Annotated in this window: 13 protein-coding genes and 1 tRNA gene; 13 read left to right on the top strand and 1 reads right to left on the bottom strand. The window is 41.9% G+C overall.

The window, feature by feature from the left end; translation table 11 throughout:
• Window positions 1-20 precede the first annotated feature (20 nt).
• The 13 genes from FNW02_RS15985 to FNW02_RS15920 all read left to right on the top strand — a co-directional run bounded on the left by FNW02_RS15985 (window position 21) and on the right by FNW02_RS15920 (window position 14,473).
• Entirely contained in the window at window positions 21-1,070 is a 1,050-nt protein-coding gene (locus FNW02_RS15985) for an anti-sigma factor antagonist (protein WP_191758506.1), read from the top strand.
• A gap of 818 nt (window positions 1,071-1,888) precedes the next feature.
• Window positions 1,889-3,160 (top strand): WcaI family glycosyltransferase, encoded by a 1,272-nt coding sequence (locus FNW02_RS15980; protein WP_191758505.1) that lies wholly within the window; start codon window positions 1,889-1,891, stop codon window positions 3,158-3,160.
• A 695-nt stretch (window positions 3,161-3,855) separates the two neighbouring features.
• Window positions 3,856-4,314 (top strand): ribosome silencing factor, encoded by a 459-nt coding sequence (rsfS, locus tag FNW02_RS15975; protein ID WP_191758504.1) that lies wholly within the window; start codon window positions 3,856-3,858, stop codon window positions 4,312-4,314.
• A complete protein-coding gene (locus FNW02_RS15970) occupies window positions 4,311-4,811 on the top strand; it encodes a CGLD27 family protein (protein WP_191758503.1) in 501 nt (166 codons plus the stop codon). The genes rsfS and FNW02_RS15970 overlap by 4 nt, the downstream gene beginning before the upstream one ends.
• 125 nt (window positions 4,812-4,936) lie before the next feature.
• The gene (locus FNW02_RS15965) at window positions 4,937-5,890 is read left to right on the top strand and encodes an asparaginase (RefSeq protein WP_191758502.1); all 954 of its coding nucleotides are present in this window, start codon (window positions 4,937-4,939) and stop codon (window positions 5,888-5,890) included.
• A gap of 47 nt (window positions 5,891-5,937) precedes the next feature.
• Window positions 5,938-6,014 (top strand) — tRNA-Met (locus tag FNW02_RS15960).
• A 102-nt stretch (window positions 6,015-6,116) separates the two neighbouring features.
• Entirely contained in the window at window positions 6,117-7,580 is a 1,464-nt protein-coding gene (locus FNW02_RS15955; protein ID WP_191758501.1) for a YcjF family protein, read from the top strand.
• Between the two features lie 68 nt (window positions 7,581-7,648).
• Complete coding sequence (locus tag FNW02_RS15950; RefSeq protein WP_191758500.1) at window positions 7,649-8,806, top strand: DNA cytosine methyltransferase; 1,158 nt, start codon at window positions 7,649-7,651, stop codon at window positions 8,804-8,806.
• 196 nt (window positions 8,807-9,002) lie between these two features.
• Window positions 9,003-9,683 (top strand): deoxyribose-phosphate aldolase, encoded by a 681-nt coding sequence (gene deoC / locus FNW02_RS15945; protein WP_191758499.1) that lies wholly within the window; start codon window positions 9,003-9,005, stop codon window positions 9,681-9,683.
• 88 nt (window positions 9,684-9,771) lie between these two features.
• Entirely contained in the window at window positions 9,772-9,924 is a 153-nt protein-coding gene (locus FNW02_RS15940; RefSeq protein WP_191758498.1) for a hypothetical protein, read from the top strand.
• Window positions 9,925-10,432: 508 nt separating this feature from the next.
• Window positions 10,433-11,362, top strand: a complete 930-nt coding sequence (gene recO, locus FNW02_RS15930) for a DNA repair protein RecO (protein ID WP_191758496.1) — start codon at window positions 10,433-10,435, stop codon at window positions 11,360-11,362.
• A complete protein-coding gene (locus tag FNW02_RS15925) occupies window positions 11,349-12,986 on the top strand; it encodes an MFS transporter (protein ID WP_191758602.1) in 1,638 nt (545 codons plus the stop codon). The genes recO and FNW02_RS15925 overlap by 14 nt, the downstream gene beginning before the upstream one ends.
• 338 nt (window positions 12,987-13,324) lie before the next feature.
• Window positions 13,325-14,473: a glycosyltransferase family 4 protein gene (locus FNW02_RS15920; RefSeq protein WP_191758495.1), complete on the top strand. Its 1,149-nt coding sequence runs from the start codon at window positions 13,325-13,327 to the stop codon at window positions 14,471-14,473.
• 56 nt (window positions 14,474-14,529) lie between these two features.
• On the opposite strand, the gene FNW02_RS15915 is transcribed toward FNW02_RS15920, so the two are convergent.
• Complete coding sequence (locus FNW02_RS15915) at window positions 14,530-15,336, bottom strand: peptidase (RefSeq protein WP_191758494.1); 807 nt, start codon at window positions 15,334-15,336, stop codon at window positions 14,530-14,532.
• Window positions 15,337-15,348 lie beyond the last annotated feature (12 nt).

Below are 15,348 nucleotides of genomic sequence, written 5' to 3'. Positions count from 1 at the left end.
TTTGGCAGATTACATTATACATGGCAACGAAAGTGCAGAGCTTCATGACTAGCCAACCCATTGAGGTAGATTTTCCAGTTACTTCCCTAAACGACACGGCTATAGTGCAGGTGCCCGCACGGTTGAGCGTGCTGGAGGCTGTAGGCTTCAAGCAAACCTGCCAAGGCTTAACCCAGTCCAATTCCCATCCTAAGCAAATCATCATTGACTTTCACCAAACTACTTTTATGGATAGTAGTGGTTTAGGTGCGCTGGTAAGTAATTTTAAATACGCCCAGGAAAAAGGTATGACATTAATACTGAGGAATGTTACTCCTCAAGTTATGTCAGTCCTAAAACTTACAGGATTGGATCAGGTTTTTTCCATTGAATCTATTAGTGAACTATCGCTAATAGAACAACCAAGTGGCGTAGAATTGCTTAGAAAAGCTTCGCGTCAAGTAGAGCAGTTACCCACCACTCATCCTTCTGTGGGATCTTGGATGAAACGGTTCATAGACATTATTGGGTCACTGGTAGGTTTAGTAATCACAGGAATTTTGTTGATTCCGATTGCGATCGCTATTCAAATCGATGATCCCGGCCCCCTTTTCTTTAGTCAAATCCGCTGTGGTTGGATGGGGAAGCGTTTTGAGATTTGGAAATTTCGCTCTATGTGTGTGGATGCAGAAGCGAAGAAATCCCAAGTCAAAAACCAAGTACAAGGTGCCTTCTTCAAGAACGAAAACGATCCCAGAATTACGCGGGTAGGACGCTTTTTACGGCGGACTAGTCTGGATGAACTGCCCCAATTTTGGAACGTTCTAAAAGGAGAAATGAGTTTAGTAGGTACTAGACCACCCACGCCTGATGAAGTGGAACGCTATGAAGTACCGGAGTGGCAGCGTTTAGATGTTAAACCCGGTATGACTGGCGAATGGCAAGTGAATGGTCGCTCTACAGTACGTAGTTTTGAGGATGTAATTCGCCTGGATTTGCAGTATCAACAAAATTGGAGTTTACTGTACGATTTAAAGCTGATTTTCAAAACCGTAGCTGTCTTATTTCACAAAAATAGTGGTGCTGTTTAACCTATTAACCTTATTTGCAATTTGTTGGTAACTCATAACACCACAATATTTGGGTACGCCCAAGCCCCTTTTGGGCTTGGGTAAATACAAAAAGTGACTACAGCAATATTCTAAAGATATTTTTTTAATTTCTGCTTCTTTAAAAATTTACCTAGAAAAAACTTACTCAAGTTATAGATTTTTTGATTAGTCTTTAATATTTTGCCCAAAGTCATTATATTGATTTTTCACATTTTCCAATTTCTTCCTGATTCTAATCAAGCTCTGCGAGAGTAAGCATGAGACATAATACGTCCTTGTTTGAAGTCCTTACAATAATTCAGTGAGTTCTGGAATTTGAAATTTTGAGAAAAGTCAGAGCGCCAGTTTCCGGCGCTTTGAATTAGCGTCCTACTTATAACGTCTAATTTTGAGAGCCTCATTTTGTAGGAAATAAAAGAGTAATCTGTATCTAGCTTTTCGCTAAATAGTATATAACTTCAGTGATTTTGAATTCCACTGAAGTGTTTGACCCTAATTTCTCAACTTTTAATTAAGCTCTTTAATTAACATTGAGAGTCTATTTAACTAACAAGCACAGGGTTTATACTTAAGCATAAATCATAAATTAATACTTAAATTAATATTTTAATTGTAAAAAAAATATCATAGCTACTTTAGTACGCAATATCAAATTTTACTCAATCTTTAATTAAAATCCCTGACATTAAAAGAGTCTGAAGACACAATTAAACATAGGCGCTTCTAAGCACCAAACGATATTTAAGACAAATGTTGTCATTAAATAAAAAAACCGGGGTACTTCTGACTTATTATTTATGCGGATTTTGATTTACTCCTACAACTACTATCCAGAACCTATTGGTATTGCTCCGCTGATGACTGAATTAGCAGAGGGATTAGTTAGGCGTGGACACCATGTGCGCGTAGTCACTGCTATGCCCAATTACCCTGAGCGTCAAATTTACCAGGGCTATCGAGGCAAATGGTATCTCACAGAATACAAAAATGGTGTTCAAATCCAACGCAGTTATGTTTGGATTCGCCCGCAGCCTAACTTGCTAGATAGGGTATTGCTAGATGCTAGTTTCGTTGTTAGCAGTTTTGTGCCCGCTCTCATTGGCTGGCGTCCAGATGTTATCCTCTCGACTTCGCCATCCCTGCCAGTTTGTGTACCAGCTGCTCTTTTAGGATTGTTACGTGCTTGCCCTGTAATCTTAAATTTACAAGATATATTACCGGAAGCCGCTGTACATGTCGGTCTACTGAAAAATAAATTTTTGATCAAATTGTTTACGGTATTAGAAAAATTTGCTTATCATACCGCTAGTAAAATTAGCGTCATCGCTGATGGGTTTGTGGATAATTTGCAGTCTAAGGGCGTCGAAGCTAACAAAATTGTGCAAATTCCCAATTGGGTTGATGTAAATTTCATCCGCCCCTTGCCCAAAGAAGATAATCCTTTCCGTGCAGCACACAATCTGAATGGCAAATTTGTAGTTCTATATTCTGGTAACATTGCTCTGACTCAAGGCTTAGAAAGTGTTATCAAAGCGGCTTCTTTGTTGCGCCACATCCCAGATATTGCATTTGTAATCGTTGGAGAGGCAAAAGGTTTACAGCGATTGCAACAGGAATGTCTAGACTGCGGGGCAGATAACGTTTTACTACTGCCGTTTCAACCCCGTAAATATTTACCACAGATGTTAGCAGCTGCGGATGTCGGTTTGGTGGTGCAAAAGAAAAATGTTGTATCTTTCAACATGCCATCAAAAATTCAAGTGCTATTAGCCAGTGGTCGAGCATTGGTTGCGTCTGTGCCAGATAATGGTACAGCAGCCAGAGCTATCAGGCAAAGTGGCGGCGGAGTTATCGTTCCTCCAGAAGATCCTCAAACTTTAGCAATGGCAGTTTTAGACTTGTACCAAAACCCAGAAAAAGTTAAAACTCTAGGTTATAAAAGTCGTCAATATGCCGTTGAGCATTATGCTTTTGAGCAAGCATTAAATCAATACGAGACATTGTGTTACTCACTAATAGCAGATAGCAGAGTAATTAAGTCCACAACAGTGACGAAACAGGAAGTTTAATCTACCTGATTGAGTTAGATTGCTGATCAGTGTCCTCATTGGATTCACAGTCTTAAAAATCGCAAACTCTACCAAAAATCCCACGGCTTCACTTCCTTGAGGCTGTGGGAAAACTATTTGTTTTGCCTATATACTAGGGGCGCTCTAGTGTCCTAGCCTTAATCTAAACAGACAATTGCTAAACCTCTCAAATGGACTTACTAAGGATGCCCCGTAGCGGTATTAGTTAGGTAATGTGGGATACAAAAATGTTTATTTGGCTTAGAAGTTGAAGTAAAGAAATATAACAAGCTAAACGCCGACTCAGAACTTCCATAGCAATTACACTTTAAGCAGACTACGCATGAGTCTGCTGTGTTCTATCGTAATTTTTAGTAAATGACCTAAAACCTGGCTGCGGCGATACCCGCGAATTACAAGCTTTAGATGTCAGACTGTTTGATTAGTCTGCACTATCCCAAAACTTCTTACTGGAAAGCCCTTGTGTGTTTGATCTTAGCATAATATTGACTTGTAATTGGTGCTTCTTGTGTCGAAACCTCAACAACTAATTCAATTAGATAACTAGCCGCATAAACACCTGTTTTTTTGTTAGTATTCAAAAAAACCTATTTACACAGTTGCAGTTCAATTGTTTGTTGTTTGTAAGTAGTTGTCAAGAATTGTTACAAAAGGAAGAAAGCACCTGAGGTTTAATGTCTGATTATTTCCAAGGAGATTTCCAATTACAATCTGTCTCAGTGATGAATAATGCGGTGAGAAGTCCCTCTGAAACCGAAGATTCGAGTGGAAAATTAGCTGCAACCATCGCTGAAGCCGCATCAGATCGCAAAGCGGGTGATATCTTGTTGCTCAGAATGGCAGATGTATCTTACCTGGCAGATTACTTTGTGATGATGACTGGCTATTCTCGGGTACAGGTAAGGGCGATCGCCGAAGCAATTGAAGAAAAAGTCGAAAATGAGTGGCAAAGGCGTCCCTTGAGGACAGAAGGAAAAGCCGATGGGAGTTGGGTTTTACAAGACTACGGCGATGTGATTGTTCACATCATGATGCCTAAGGAGCGGGAGTTTTACAATTTAGAAGCGTTTTGGATTCATGCAGAACGAATTTCGCTGCCAAAATCCGATGACGGAGGAGGTAAGCCAACGTGATTAAGTCCTCGGTTTCCAATTGCCCTGTTCCTACAGAACAACAACCTCTAAACGAGTACGAAGAGTTAAAAACTTCTTGGCTGTTTCGTGATAGCACCTTAAATTGGCGTAAGTATATTACGAAAATAGTTTGGATTTGGAGTTTATCATGGCTGGTAGCAGGGCCGGTAGCAGCGGCAAGTTTTCCACCACATAAGTATATTGCTCATTTTATGCTTTGTGGTGCAGCCGGAGCGAGTGTAGGAGTGGTACTAGCACTGGTACGTTTGTACTTAGGCTGGTTCTACGTGCGCGATCGCCTCTATAGTCCCACAGTATTTTATGAAGAGTCAGGTTGGTACGATGGTCAAACTTGGACAAAGCCCCTGGAAATCCTTGACCGCGATCGCTTGATTGTTACGTATGGAATCAAACCCATTCTGCGACGGTTACAATTTACCTCTGCTGGCTTGGCTGGATTGTTTCTTATTGGTACTATAGTTTGGCGTTTGTTGTAAATAGTCATTAGTCAGTGGTCAGTAGTCATTCATGAAAAACAAATGACATAAACGCCTTAGCGGCTCACCGCAAGGTAGGATAAATGACTAATGACAAATAATAAAATAGTGATAAATTTTAACCCATGACAATGGGAAAACGAACTCAAGCCACAGCACTGGAAGTCCGGTTACTGCGGGAAGGTATTATTGAATCGAGGCATATAGTCCAGGCTGTTGTATGCGACGAACGAGGACGGGTTCTAACTGTTGCCGGCAACTCAGAAACAGCTGCGTTTGTCCGTTCAGCGCTCAAGCCATTTCAAGCACTCGCCGTCACAGCTACAGGTACATTGGAACGCTACGATCTTAGCGATCGCGACTTGGCAATTATCACAAGTTCCCACAAAGGAACAATAGAGCAAGTACGACAAGTATTTAACATCCTTTGGCGAACCGATCTTGACCCTTCGGTACTCCAATGTCCGGTTCCTGAAGGCAAACGAAGTCCTCTAGAATACAATTGCTCTGGGAAACATGCGGGAATGTTAGCCGTTTGTCAACAACGCCATTGGCCTTTAAATAACTACTTGGAACGCAAGCACCCGATACAGCAGTTGATTTTGGGCAAAGTGTCAGAGTTACTGCGAATGCCAGCAGAAGAATTTATCAGCGCTCATGACGATTGTGGCGCACCAACCTATTTGATGCAACTCGGTCACATGGCGTCTTTATATGCTCTGCTAGCTTCTAGTACCAATTTAGATATGGAGCGTATTGTCCGTGCTATGACTCATCACCCAGCTATGGTGGCAGGAGATGGAGAATTTGATACGGAATTGATGCGCTTAACTCCAGGAGAACTAGTAAGTAAAGCCGGTGCTGAAGGCGTGCAGTGCATTGGTAGACTTGGGGAGGGTATGGGATTGGCGATTAAAGTCATGGATGGGGCAAAAAGAGCAAAATATGCCGTTGCTATCCACTTGCTCCAGCAAATGGGCTGGATTAGTCCTAGTGCGGCAGAAAGTTTGTCAGAAAAGTTTATGACTTTAGGAAAATACAAGCGTTTAGAAGTTATTGGTGAATTATCGTTTTTGTAGTTGCCAAACTTTTGACTTTGGGTTAAACTAGAAAAGTCAAGAAACGACGCGGGATAGAGCAGCCTGGTAGCTCGTCGGGCTCATAACCCGAAGGTCAGTGGTTCAAATCCACTTCCCGCCACCAAATAAAAGATCAAACAAATTCCTCCAATCTGTAAAGGTTGGGGGATTTTGTTTTATTTTGATCTATTCTGAAGTAGGAACCTTCCAAAAAGGGCGGAGAAACATGGTTGTGAAGTTGCAGCGACCAATTTTAGTAGGAGGACTGGGACTGTCCTTTTTTCTGTGGATGCTAGAAAGTTGGCATCATTCAATAGTACAGCTGGGTGAGTTTAGTTTATTGAGCACCTTAGCTGTTGGCGGTGGTTTATGGTTATTACAGCAAAATCGCCCGAAAGGCAGTTTAGAACAGCTAGATGGTATGCTTGTGGATCGGTCAACCGTGGAAAGTGCGATTGCCAAAGCTGAAGCTGTAATTAACCAACTGGCACAAGAAGCAGAAAACCACACAGCCTTAGAGACACTGCAAAAACAAATTGCCGAATTGCCGTTGGAATTAGACAGGCAAGAAATTAAACTAGCTGTTACTGGCGGTAAATCCGTAGGGAAAAGCGCTTTAATTCAAGTGCTCAAGTCTAGCAGTTGCCAAGAAATTCACGCAAAAGTTAACTTTCAAGAGACAGCACCTTTGTTTAGAGAAGCAGGTGATATGTCAGATGCAGCTGTTTTAGCAGAAGTAGCAAAATCTGATTTTGTCTTGTTCGTGACAAACGGTGATTTGACAGACTCAGAATTTCAAAGTCTACAGCAGCTAAAGGCAGCCAATCAGCCCACAATCTTAGTTTTTAACAAACAAGACCAGTATTTAGTAGATGAACGCGCCAGCATCTTGCTGTCATTAAAACAGCGGCTTCAAGGAAATGTCGTCGCAACTGCGGTTTCTCCCATTCCCATCAAAGTACGGAAGCATGAGGCTGATGGCTCTATGCAAGAATGGCTGGAACAACCAACGCCAGATATCCAGCAATTGACACAGCAATTAGGCGAAGTTTTAGCACACCAAGGACAACGCCTGGTGTGGGTAACTACCATGAGAAAAGCCAGATTGCTAAAAGCTGAGGCGAAAAGCTGGCTGAATGAAACCAGACGCGATCGCGCCACCCCAGTTATAGAACAATATCAGTGGATAGCTGCTGCTGCTGCCTTTGCTAACCCAGTCCCAGCACTTGACATCTTGGCAACGGCGGCTATTAATGCCCAGATGATAATGGATTTAGGCAATATATACCAGCAGAAATTTTCCCTAGAACAGGCGCAAGCTGTTGCTGGAACAATGGGAAGTTTAATGCTGAAACTCGGTTTAGTGGAACTTTCTACAAAGGCTGTTGGTACTGTCCTTAAAAGTAACGCCGTCACCTTTGTTGCTGGTGGCGTGGTGCAGGGAGTAAGTGCCGCTTATCTAACCAGAGTAGCAGGGTTAAGTCTAATTGAGTATTTCCAACAACAGGAAGTAGCTATAGATTCGGGAAACGCTTTGAATTTGGATAAGTTGCGACAAACTTTGCAAAAGGTATTTCAGCAAAATCAGCAGATGGCTTTTCTGCAAGGGTTTGTTAAGCAAGGCGTAAAGCGTTTATTACCAGAAGCACAGCAGGTTGAAGTAGTTTGTGCTGAGAAGGCGGTTGGATAATCTCGCGCAAAGGCGCAAAGTTTTTCCTAGCGCCTTTTTTGTGTGAAGCTAGAAATCAGCTGAGAATAATGACTAGTGTTCGCCCTTGCATCTTCTCCTTTTTTGCTGGCTCAGGTTTTTTAGATTTAGGTTTTGAAAACTGCGGTTTTAATATTGTTTATGTCAATGAAATTTTCTCCCCATTCATGGGAGCGTACCGATATTCACGGAAGGTTCTCAACCTAACATTGCCAGAATACGGATACCATGACGGAGAAGCGGGAGACGTAACCAAACTTACTCAAGGAATACAAGGGCAAGGTTTTGAGGAGTTAGTAAAACACTGTCGCAAGTCTAATTTTATTGTAGGTTTTATTGGTGGGCCTCCCTGTCCTGATTTTTCTATTGGTGGGAAAAATAGAGGACATTTAGGAGATAATGGCAAACTTTCGGCTTCGTATATTGAATTAATTTGTCGTAATCTTCCAGATTTCTTTTTATTTGAGAATGTCAAGGGTTTATGGAAAACAAAAAAGCATCGTTTATTCTTTGAATCACTGAAGCAACAGTTACAGCAAGCAGGCTATATATTAACAGAACGCTTAATTAATGCTATTGAATTTGGTGTACCCCAAGATAGAGATAGAATTATTCTTGTTGGCTTCCACAATGATTTTATCCAGGATATAAATATAGAAATTGGTAGTGAACAGTTACTACCTGAAGGGGTTTTTCCTTGGGAAAATCACATTTTGTATCCTAAAGAAAAAGTTTTTTCCTACCCTTGGCATAAGTGCGAACCTTTTAAAGCAGATTCTATAGTGGATTGTCCTGATGGCATCCCTCAAGAACTAACTGTTGAATATTGGTTTAGAAAAAATGATGTGATGAAGCATCCGAATGCTGAACATTATTTTAAACCAAGAGCAGGCATCACAAAATTTGCTGCTGTTGATGAAGGAGATGATTCTAAGAAGTCTTTCAAACGTTTGCACAGATGGCGCTACTCTCCAACAGCTTGCTATGGAAATAATGAAGTACATTTGCATCCCTATAAAATTCGTCGAATTTCTGTGGCGGAAGCTTTAGCAATACAATCTTTACCTGCAAATTTTGTGCTTCCAGGGCAGATGTCGCTCACGAATATGTTTAAAACTATTGGTAATGGCGTGCCATATTTGGCATCAAAGGCGTTAGCTCAAACTATTCTTGACTTCTTAGCATCTAGCGAGAAAAAAACTGCTTAGCTTCCTAGGCTGGCGATCGCCTAATTATGAACTCAAATACTCACAGTCATTCTAGAATATCTGGAAAACCCTCATACAACACTAAGTCACCAGAATCTTTTCAGGATAAACTAGTAACAAATATGGTTTAATATATATATAAGAAATGTTTTAATTTTTTATAAAGTTTAATAATCAATCACTGGCAGAAGAAACGATGGCAGCAGACTATCCAGAAATTGATATTGCGCCATTTATTGATCACGCCCTGTTAACGCCAACAGCTACCCCAGAGCAGGTTGAGCAATGGTGTGAAGAAGCATACAGATTTAATTTTGCGGCGGTTTGTCTTTACCCCGCTTATGTAAAACAAGCAGTCGAACTTCTGCATGGTAAAGAACCAAAAGTATGTACGGTTATTGGTTTTCCCGCTGGTGCGACGACTTCAACAGTCAAACTGTATGAAGCTCAAGAAGCGACAGACAGTGGAGCCACTGAGCTAGATGTGGTAATCAATCTGGGCTGGTTGAAAGCTGGCAAAACAGAAGAAATCCACCGAGAGATTGCCGAAATTTGTGAAGCGACAGGGCAAACTATTAAAGTAATTTTAGAAACCAACCTGTTGACGGATGCAGAGAAAAAACTTGCAGCTGAAATATCTATGGAAGCGGGAGCGGCATTCTTAAAAACCAGTACAGGTTGGAATGGTGGAGCTACCGTTGCAGATGTACAACTTTTGAAGGAAGTAGCAAAAGAAAGGGTAGGCATTAAAGCATCAGGTGGGATTCGCACCGTTAATCAAGCCCTAGACTTAATCTTAGCGGGCGCTACTAGATTAGGTACATCTCGTGGTATCGATTTGATCCGCCAGCGCGATAATCTGGAAAAGAGTGAATAGTTACTTGTCTTTTGTTCTCTTTCCTACCTTAGCTATCTCTTGCGAAGACGCTATTTTACACGGGAAACGGTAAGCCGTTTGAATATCAATGTCATTTGTTCTTCGTCCTCAACCTAATGATCCTTCGGGTGACTCTCCTCTGTTACAAAGTTCAGATGTCTCCGACAAGCCGCCTTCTGGGCGTCTACGGCGGTTTCCGCCTGCGCTACGTCGCTCTAAGCGTTGGTGCAGCCTCTTGTAGAGAAGCTATGCCGCAGGCTTGACGCTGACACTAAGGCCAGTTGTTCATGGTGAAAATCCCTTCTCTACGAGACGCTCCGCGTTCGCATAGCGTTCCGTAGAAAAGGTGCAGTTTCTCGTAGAGAAGATTACACTAGCTCACCAATGACTAATGCCCCATACAGATGACGCTCGTGATGCTTGATGATTGGCTACTGCTGTGCGCTAAGAGTGCCCCGCTTCTTTATGAGAGGCTTGCGCCAGTGCTAGCGCTAGTCACCTGGGTTACAAAAACGCCACTTGCTTTGAGTCGGGAAACTCCGTTCGCCCTATAGCCCTACAGGCATCTCCCTGCGAGAAATTCTGTTCGTTGGAGGAAAGCGCAGCTAGACGCTCTCTGCGAGACGCTACAGCTTGCTTCTCCGCAGGGGTATGATAACTTGCTACCGCTACGCTATTAACCCGACGCTGGCAATTCAACTCTTTGCAGTTTAGACTCACCGCGCTGGCTCACTAATGACTAATGACTCATGAGTAGAACCTACAAAGCAACTGGAATTAATCTCAAAACCCAGGCGCTAGGAGAATCGGATAAAATAGTGACTATTTTGACACGAGAATTTGGTCTGATTCGAGCAGTTGCTCCTGGGGCACGTAAGCATAACTCCAGCCTTGGTGGTAGGAGTGGGATGTTTGTAGTAAATGAACTATTGATTGCCAAAGGGCGATCGCTTGATAAAATTACTCAAGCACAGACGTTAAAAACTTATCCAGGTTTAGCTAAAGACTTAGGAAAACTGGCTGCTAGTCAGTATTTAGCAGAAATAGTTTTGTGCCAAGCTTTGAGCGAACAACCCCAAGAAGAACTTTATGAAATACTCAATGAACATCTCAGCCGCTTGGAGACATTGCCCAAGACGGAAATATCTAGCATCTTAGCTTACCTAGCTCATGCGGTATTTCACCTTTTAGCTTTGGCAGGACTAACGCCTCAAGTACAAGTCTGTTGCCTAACTCAGCGCCCCCTAACGCCAGATTTTACAGACCCCAACTGGCAGGTAGGATTTAGCATCCCTGCTGGTGGAACGGTTTGCTTAGAGAACTGGGAACGATCAAGAAGACAGGGAGAAGAGGAGAGAGGGACACACGGAAATTCATCTTTTCCTCAACCACTTAATCACTCCATTACCTCATCGCTTCCAAAACCTGCTTATCAAACAGTTGTTGTCCATCGGCAAGAAATACCTGTGATTTCTTGTCGTTTGAGTGCCATAGAACTGGCAATGCTCCAGCAGCTGTCGCAACCAGAGATAATGCAAATGGATGCAGCCAAAGATTATGGCTGGTTATCTGTTGAGCATATTTTGCGCCAGTATACTCAGTATCATTTAGGTCGCCCTATTCGCTCTGCTACCTTAATCGACTCTTATTTTGCTGCCAACCATGATGCAACCATCTGATTTGGATAAAAGAATCCTGCCTTTGTCACCCAGCTACGCCAAAAAACAGAATAGAGCATCAGATCCTACCGTAACCAATCACTTGAGTGCTGTTCCCAAGTCAATACCCAGTCAAATCCATAGCCAGGAAATGTCTCCAAAAGACGTTTCTAAGAACGATAAAAACTGGACGGCAGAAATACCGAAAACTGATGTTCCAAGTCAATCAGAAAAACAATCTAACGATCAATTAAATACTGCTGAGGTAGATAGCAATGAGCAAATACCAGTAACAACTACCTCAGAAAAAGAACCACCGAAATTAGATGGGTCTGGTTCTGATGGAAAAGCTTCATCAGGAAATGTAAAACATTTAGGGTTTTTACCCGTATTAAAAAATCCCAATTTCCTGGCTCTTTGGGGTGGTCAAGTTTTTTGCCAACTTGCTGATAAAGTATATTTGGTACTGATGATTGGCTTGATTCATAGTCAGTTTCAAACAGGCAATCAGAGTATTAGTGGTTGGGTGTCAGCATTAATGATGGCTTTTACCATTCCTGCTGTGCTGTTTGGTTCTGTCGCTGGTGTGTTTGTAGATCGCTGGTCGAAAAAAGCTGTGTTGGTGGCAACAAATGCTTGGCGTGGCATCCTGGTTTTAGCAATTCCTTTCCTACTATGGTTGACTCATGATTGGAAACCCATAGGAATGTTACCACTCAGTTTTGGCATCATCTTGGGTGTAACTTTTTTAGTTTCCACACTGACACAGTTTTTTGCACCAGCAGAACAGGCAGCAATTCCCTTAGTAGTAGAAGAACAGCATTTACTCTCTGCTAACTCCCTTTACACAACGACAATGATGGCATCGGTGATTGTTGGCTTTGCTGTGGGAGAACCGCTATTGGCGATCGCTGATCAAATTTGGCTGCAACTCGGTGGTAATGGTGGACTAGGTAAAGAACTTTTAGTAGGTGGCAGTTATGCGATCGCTGGATTAATTTTGTTTCTTTTGGCAACTAAGGAAAAATCTCACGCTCCCGAAACAGAATTCCCTCACGTATTCTCTGACCTGCGGGACGGTTTTGGCTACCTCAAAGCAAATTATCGTGTCCGCAATGCCTTGCTTCAACTGATCATCTTATTTTCTGTGTTTGCAGCATTAACTGTTCTAGCAGTTCGGATGGCAGAAGTAATTCCTCATTTAAAAGCCTCCCAGTTCGGCTTTTTACTAGCAGCTGGCGGCGTTGGCATTGCTGCTGGAGCAACAATTCTTGGTCAATTTGGGCAACGCTTCTCTTATAGCCAATTAAGTCTGTGTGGTTGTTTAGGTATGGCAGGATCTCTGATTGGTCTATCAATATTTACAACGCATCTTTGGGTAGTCCTGCTATTAGTGGCCCTGGTGGGTATCTTTGGGGCACTAATAGGTATTCCCATGCAAACCGCTATCCAAACAGAAACCCCGCCAGAAATGCGTGGAAAAGTCTTTGGTCTGCAAAATAATGTGATTAATATTGCTCTATCCTTACCTTTGGCATTAGCAGGCATAGCAGAAACTTTTGTGGGATTACAGGCTGTTTTTCTAGGATTAGCTGCGATCGTCTTTTTAGGAGGTATATTAACCTGGTATAACTCACAAGAATAGTTATCAGCTAACAAGAATTATTATTCATTACCTTTTTACTTAAAGATTTTGTGTTCATGGTAGACTTAGGTGAATAATAATTTATCGCATACTTGCTGGAAATTAATCTGACGTTAGTCAGAATAAGTTGTTTATATGTATAAAATGAACAACTTATAAGTAAAGTAAATAAAACTGTAAGTCCATTAGTTTAAACATCTGAAAAATCAGATTTTTGAGCTAGCGTGTGGCAGTAATTTATCATAACTAAAAAACTAGCAAGTACAGCATGATAAAAAAGACAACAAAAAACACAAAACTGAATAGATAAAACTCGCTTTTCTTATAGCTAATAAAGAATGCGTATAGCCTGGATTGGAAAAAAATCACCCTTTTGCGGTAATGTCACTTACAGTCGAGAAATTACAAATGCCTTGTTAGACCGGGGACACCAAGTTAGCTTTCTTCACTTCGCTCAAGAAGAATCGGAACCAGACAACTGGCCAAACTTCCAGGAGGTTTCCTTACCCTTCATTTATAAGTCCCAGGTTTATACAATTCCTACTTTTAAAGCGACCAAACTTTTAACCCAGTCGCTACGAAAAATCAAGCCGGATGTAGTCCATGCTTCTTTGACTCTATCTCCCCTTGATTTTGTTTTACCAGAAATATGTGAACAGCTGAATTTGCCTCTAATTGCCACTTTTCACACACCGTTTGCTGGCAAAGGGGCAAAACTGATTTCGGGCACACAACTTTTGGCTTATCAGCTATACGCGCCTTTTTTGGTTAACTACGATCGCGTAATTGTATTTTCCCAAATTCAGCGCGAATTATTAGCACGTATGGGTGTACGAGAAGAAAACATTGCCGTAATTCCCAACGGTGTTGATGCTAACAAGTATTCTCCTGGAACTTCTAAAGTCAAAGCAGAATTTAAAGCCGAACGCTTGTTTGTCTATCAAGGTCGCATAGCCCCAGAGAAAAATATCGAAGCCCTCTTGCGGGCTTGGAAGCAGTCAGAAATGGCGACTGATAGTAAGTTGCTAATTGTTGGCGATGGCCCTTTGAAATCTTCTTTAGAACCATTTTATAATTGGGAATACGGTATTATTTGGTTAGGATTTGTTGCTAACGAAGACCGACGCATCGAAATTTTGCGGGGCGCAGATGTATTTATTTTGCCTTCATTGGTAGAGGGTCTCTCGCTATCTTTATTAGAAGCAATGGCGTGTGGGCTAGCTTGTTTAGCCACAGATGTAGGTGCTGATGGAGAAGTATTGGAAAAAGGAGCAGGTATAGTTCTTAATACTAAGACAGTGCGATCGCAATTAAGAACTCTCTTACCAGTCTGCCAAGACCATCCTGAATTAACAACACTACTAGGGCAAAAAGCTAGACAGCGTGTATTAGACCGTTATACCCTCAGTAAGAATGTTACTCAGTTGGAAGAACTTTATAGAGAAGTTTTAACACAGCGACCTCTACCTTTAAGTCGCAGAGCTTAGAAAAAGTAAGAACTATTTTTGATATCAAAGCGGTAGATGTTTATTATAAGCACAGATCAAGACTCAGGACTTTGTAAAGACCATCCCAAATTTGTTGGCTGTTCATAAACCCGTTTCAGGGTGTTCACATCTCTGGGAGAAATAGGCGGTGGGTTACGAACTTGGGAAAAATATAGGGCATCGGTTTCTAGCGGACTATGGCCCCAAATTCCCAGTGCATGACCGAATTCGTGGCGGACAGCAGCGGTGAGATAGTTACCAGTTTGGGTAGGACTCAGCAATATGGTGAAGCGATGAGATAAAACTTTGTTATTGCTGAGGTATAACTCGTAGCTGGTTAATGCAGAACGCGCACGGGGAACATTGTCGCCACGGGAAATCTCAAGAGGTGGCGTTTTTCGTAAGATCTTAATATCAGCAAGTTCTGGCTGTTCAACTACTTTCAAAGGCAAATAAGTACTCCACTCTTGAACAGCTTGCAAAACACAGTTAGCCCATGCTTGAGCCTGTTTTTCGCTAACGATTTTTGGTGGTTCTACGTAAACTCTAATAGGAAATTGCGACCAAATTAAATAACCTATTTGGGTTTTTGTGATTTGAGAAAAGTAGTCACCGCTGTTTGTATTATCTTGCCACTGCGTTAGTGTGGGTGGGAGAGGATGAGGGAGAAGGGGGGAGAGAGAAAGAGAATTTCTGAATTCTCCATCATATAAATATGCTTTTGTCAAAGCATTGGTCAATTGGAGATTAGCCAAAATGAGTAGCAGCCCTGTGCCAATAGCCAAGGCAAGAGCTGCTAATGACCGCCATTTAATTAAATTTCTGAGGGTGTTGGGTTTTGGGTATTGAGTTCTATTTCCCATTTCCCTATTTCC

Source organism: Komarekiella delphini-convector SJRDD-AB1 (genome assembly GCF_014831675.1).
Taxonomy (GTDB): domain Bacteria; phylum Cyanobacteriota; class Cyanobacteriia; order Cyanobacteriales; family Nostocaceae; genus Komarekiella.
The sequence above is the reverse complement of the archived record's forward strand: the minus strand, read 5'-3'. Positions and strand labels throughout refer to the sequence as shown.

Excerpts from the sequence above, each read along its gene's own strand:
- recO (WP_191758496.1), top strand. The coding sequence starts at position 10,433 with ATGAGTAGAACCTACAAAGCAACTGGAATTAATCTCAAAACCCAGGCG.
- FNW02_RS15985 (WP_191758506.1), top strand. The coding sequence starts at position 21 with ATGGCAACGAAAGTGCAGAGCTTCATGACTAGCCAACCCATTGAGGTA.
- deoC (WP_191758499.1), top strand. The coding sequence starts at position 9,003 with ATGGCAGCAGACTATCCAGAAATTGATATTGCGCCATTTATTGATCAC.
- FNW02_RS15955 (WP_191758501.1), top strand. The coding sequence starts at position 6,117 with ATGGTTGTGAAGTTGCAGCGACCAATTTTAGTAGGAGGACTGGGACTG.
- FNW02_RS15915 (WP_191758494.1), bottom strand. The coding sequence starts at position 15,336 with ATGGGAAATAGAACTCAATACCCAAAACCCAACACCCTCAGAAATTTA.
- FNW02_RS15925 (WP_191758602.1), top strand. The coding sequence starts at position 11,349 with ATGCAACCATCTGATTTGGATAAAAGAATCCTGCCTTTGTCACCCAGC.
- FNW02_RS15965 (WP_191758502.1), top strand. The coding sequence starts at position 4,937 with ATGACAATGGGAAAACGAACTCAAGCCACAGCACTGGAAGTCCGGTTA.
- FNW02_RS15950 (WP_191758500.1), top strand. The coding sequence starts at position 7,649 with ATGACTAGTGTTCGCCCTTGCATCTTCTCCTTTTTTGCTGGCTCAGGT.
- FNW02_RS15980 (WP_191758505.1), top strand. The coding sequence starts at position 1,889 with ATGCGGATTTTGATTTACTCCTACAACTACTATCCAGAACCTATTGGT.
- FNW02_RS15940 (WP_191758498.1), top strand. The coding sequence starts at position 9,772 with ATGTCATTTGTTCTTCGTCCTCAACCTAATGATCCTTCGGGTGACTCT.
- rsfS (WP_191758504.1), top strand. The coding sequence starts at position 3,856 with ATGTCTGATTATTTCCAAGGAGATTTCCAATTACAATCTGTCTCAGTG.
- FNW02_RS15920 (WP_191758495.1), top strand. The coding sequence starts at position 13,325 with ATGCGTATAGCCTGGATTGGAAAAAAATCACCCTTTTGCGGTAATGTC.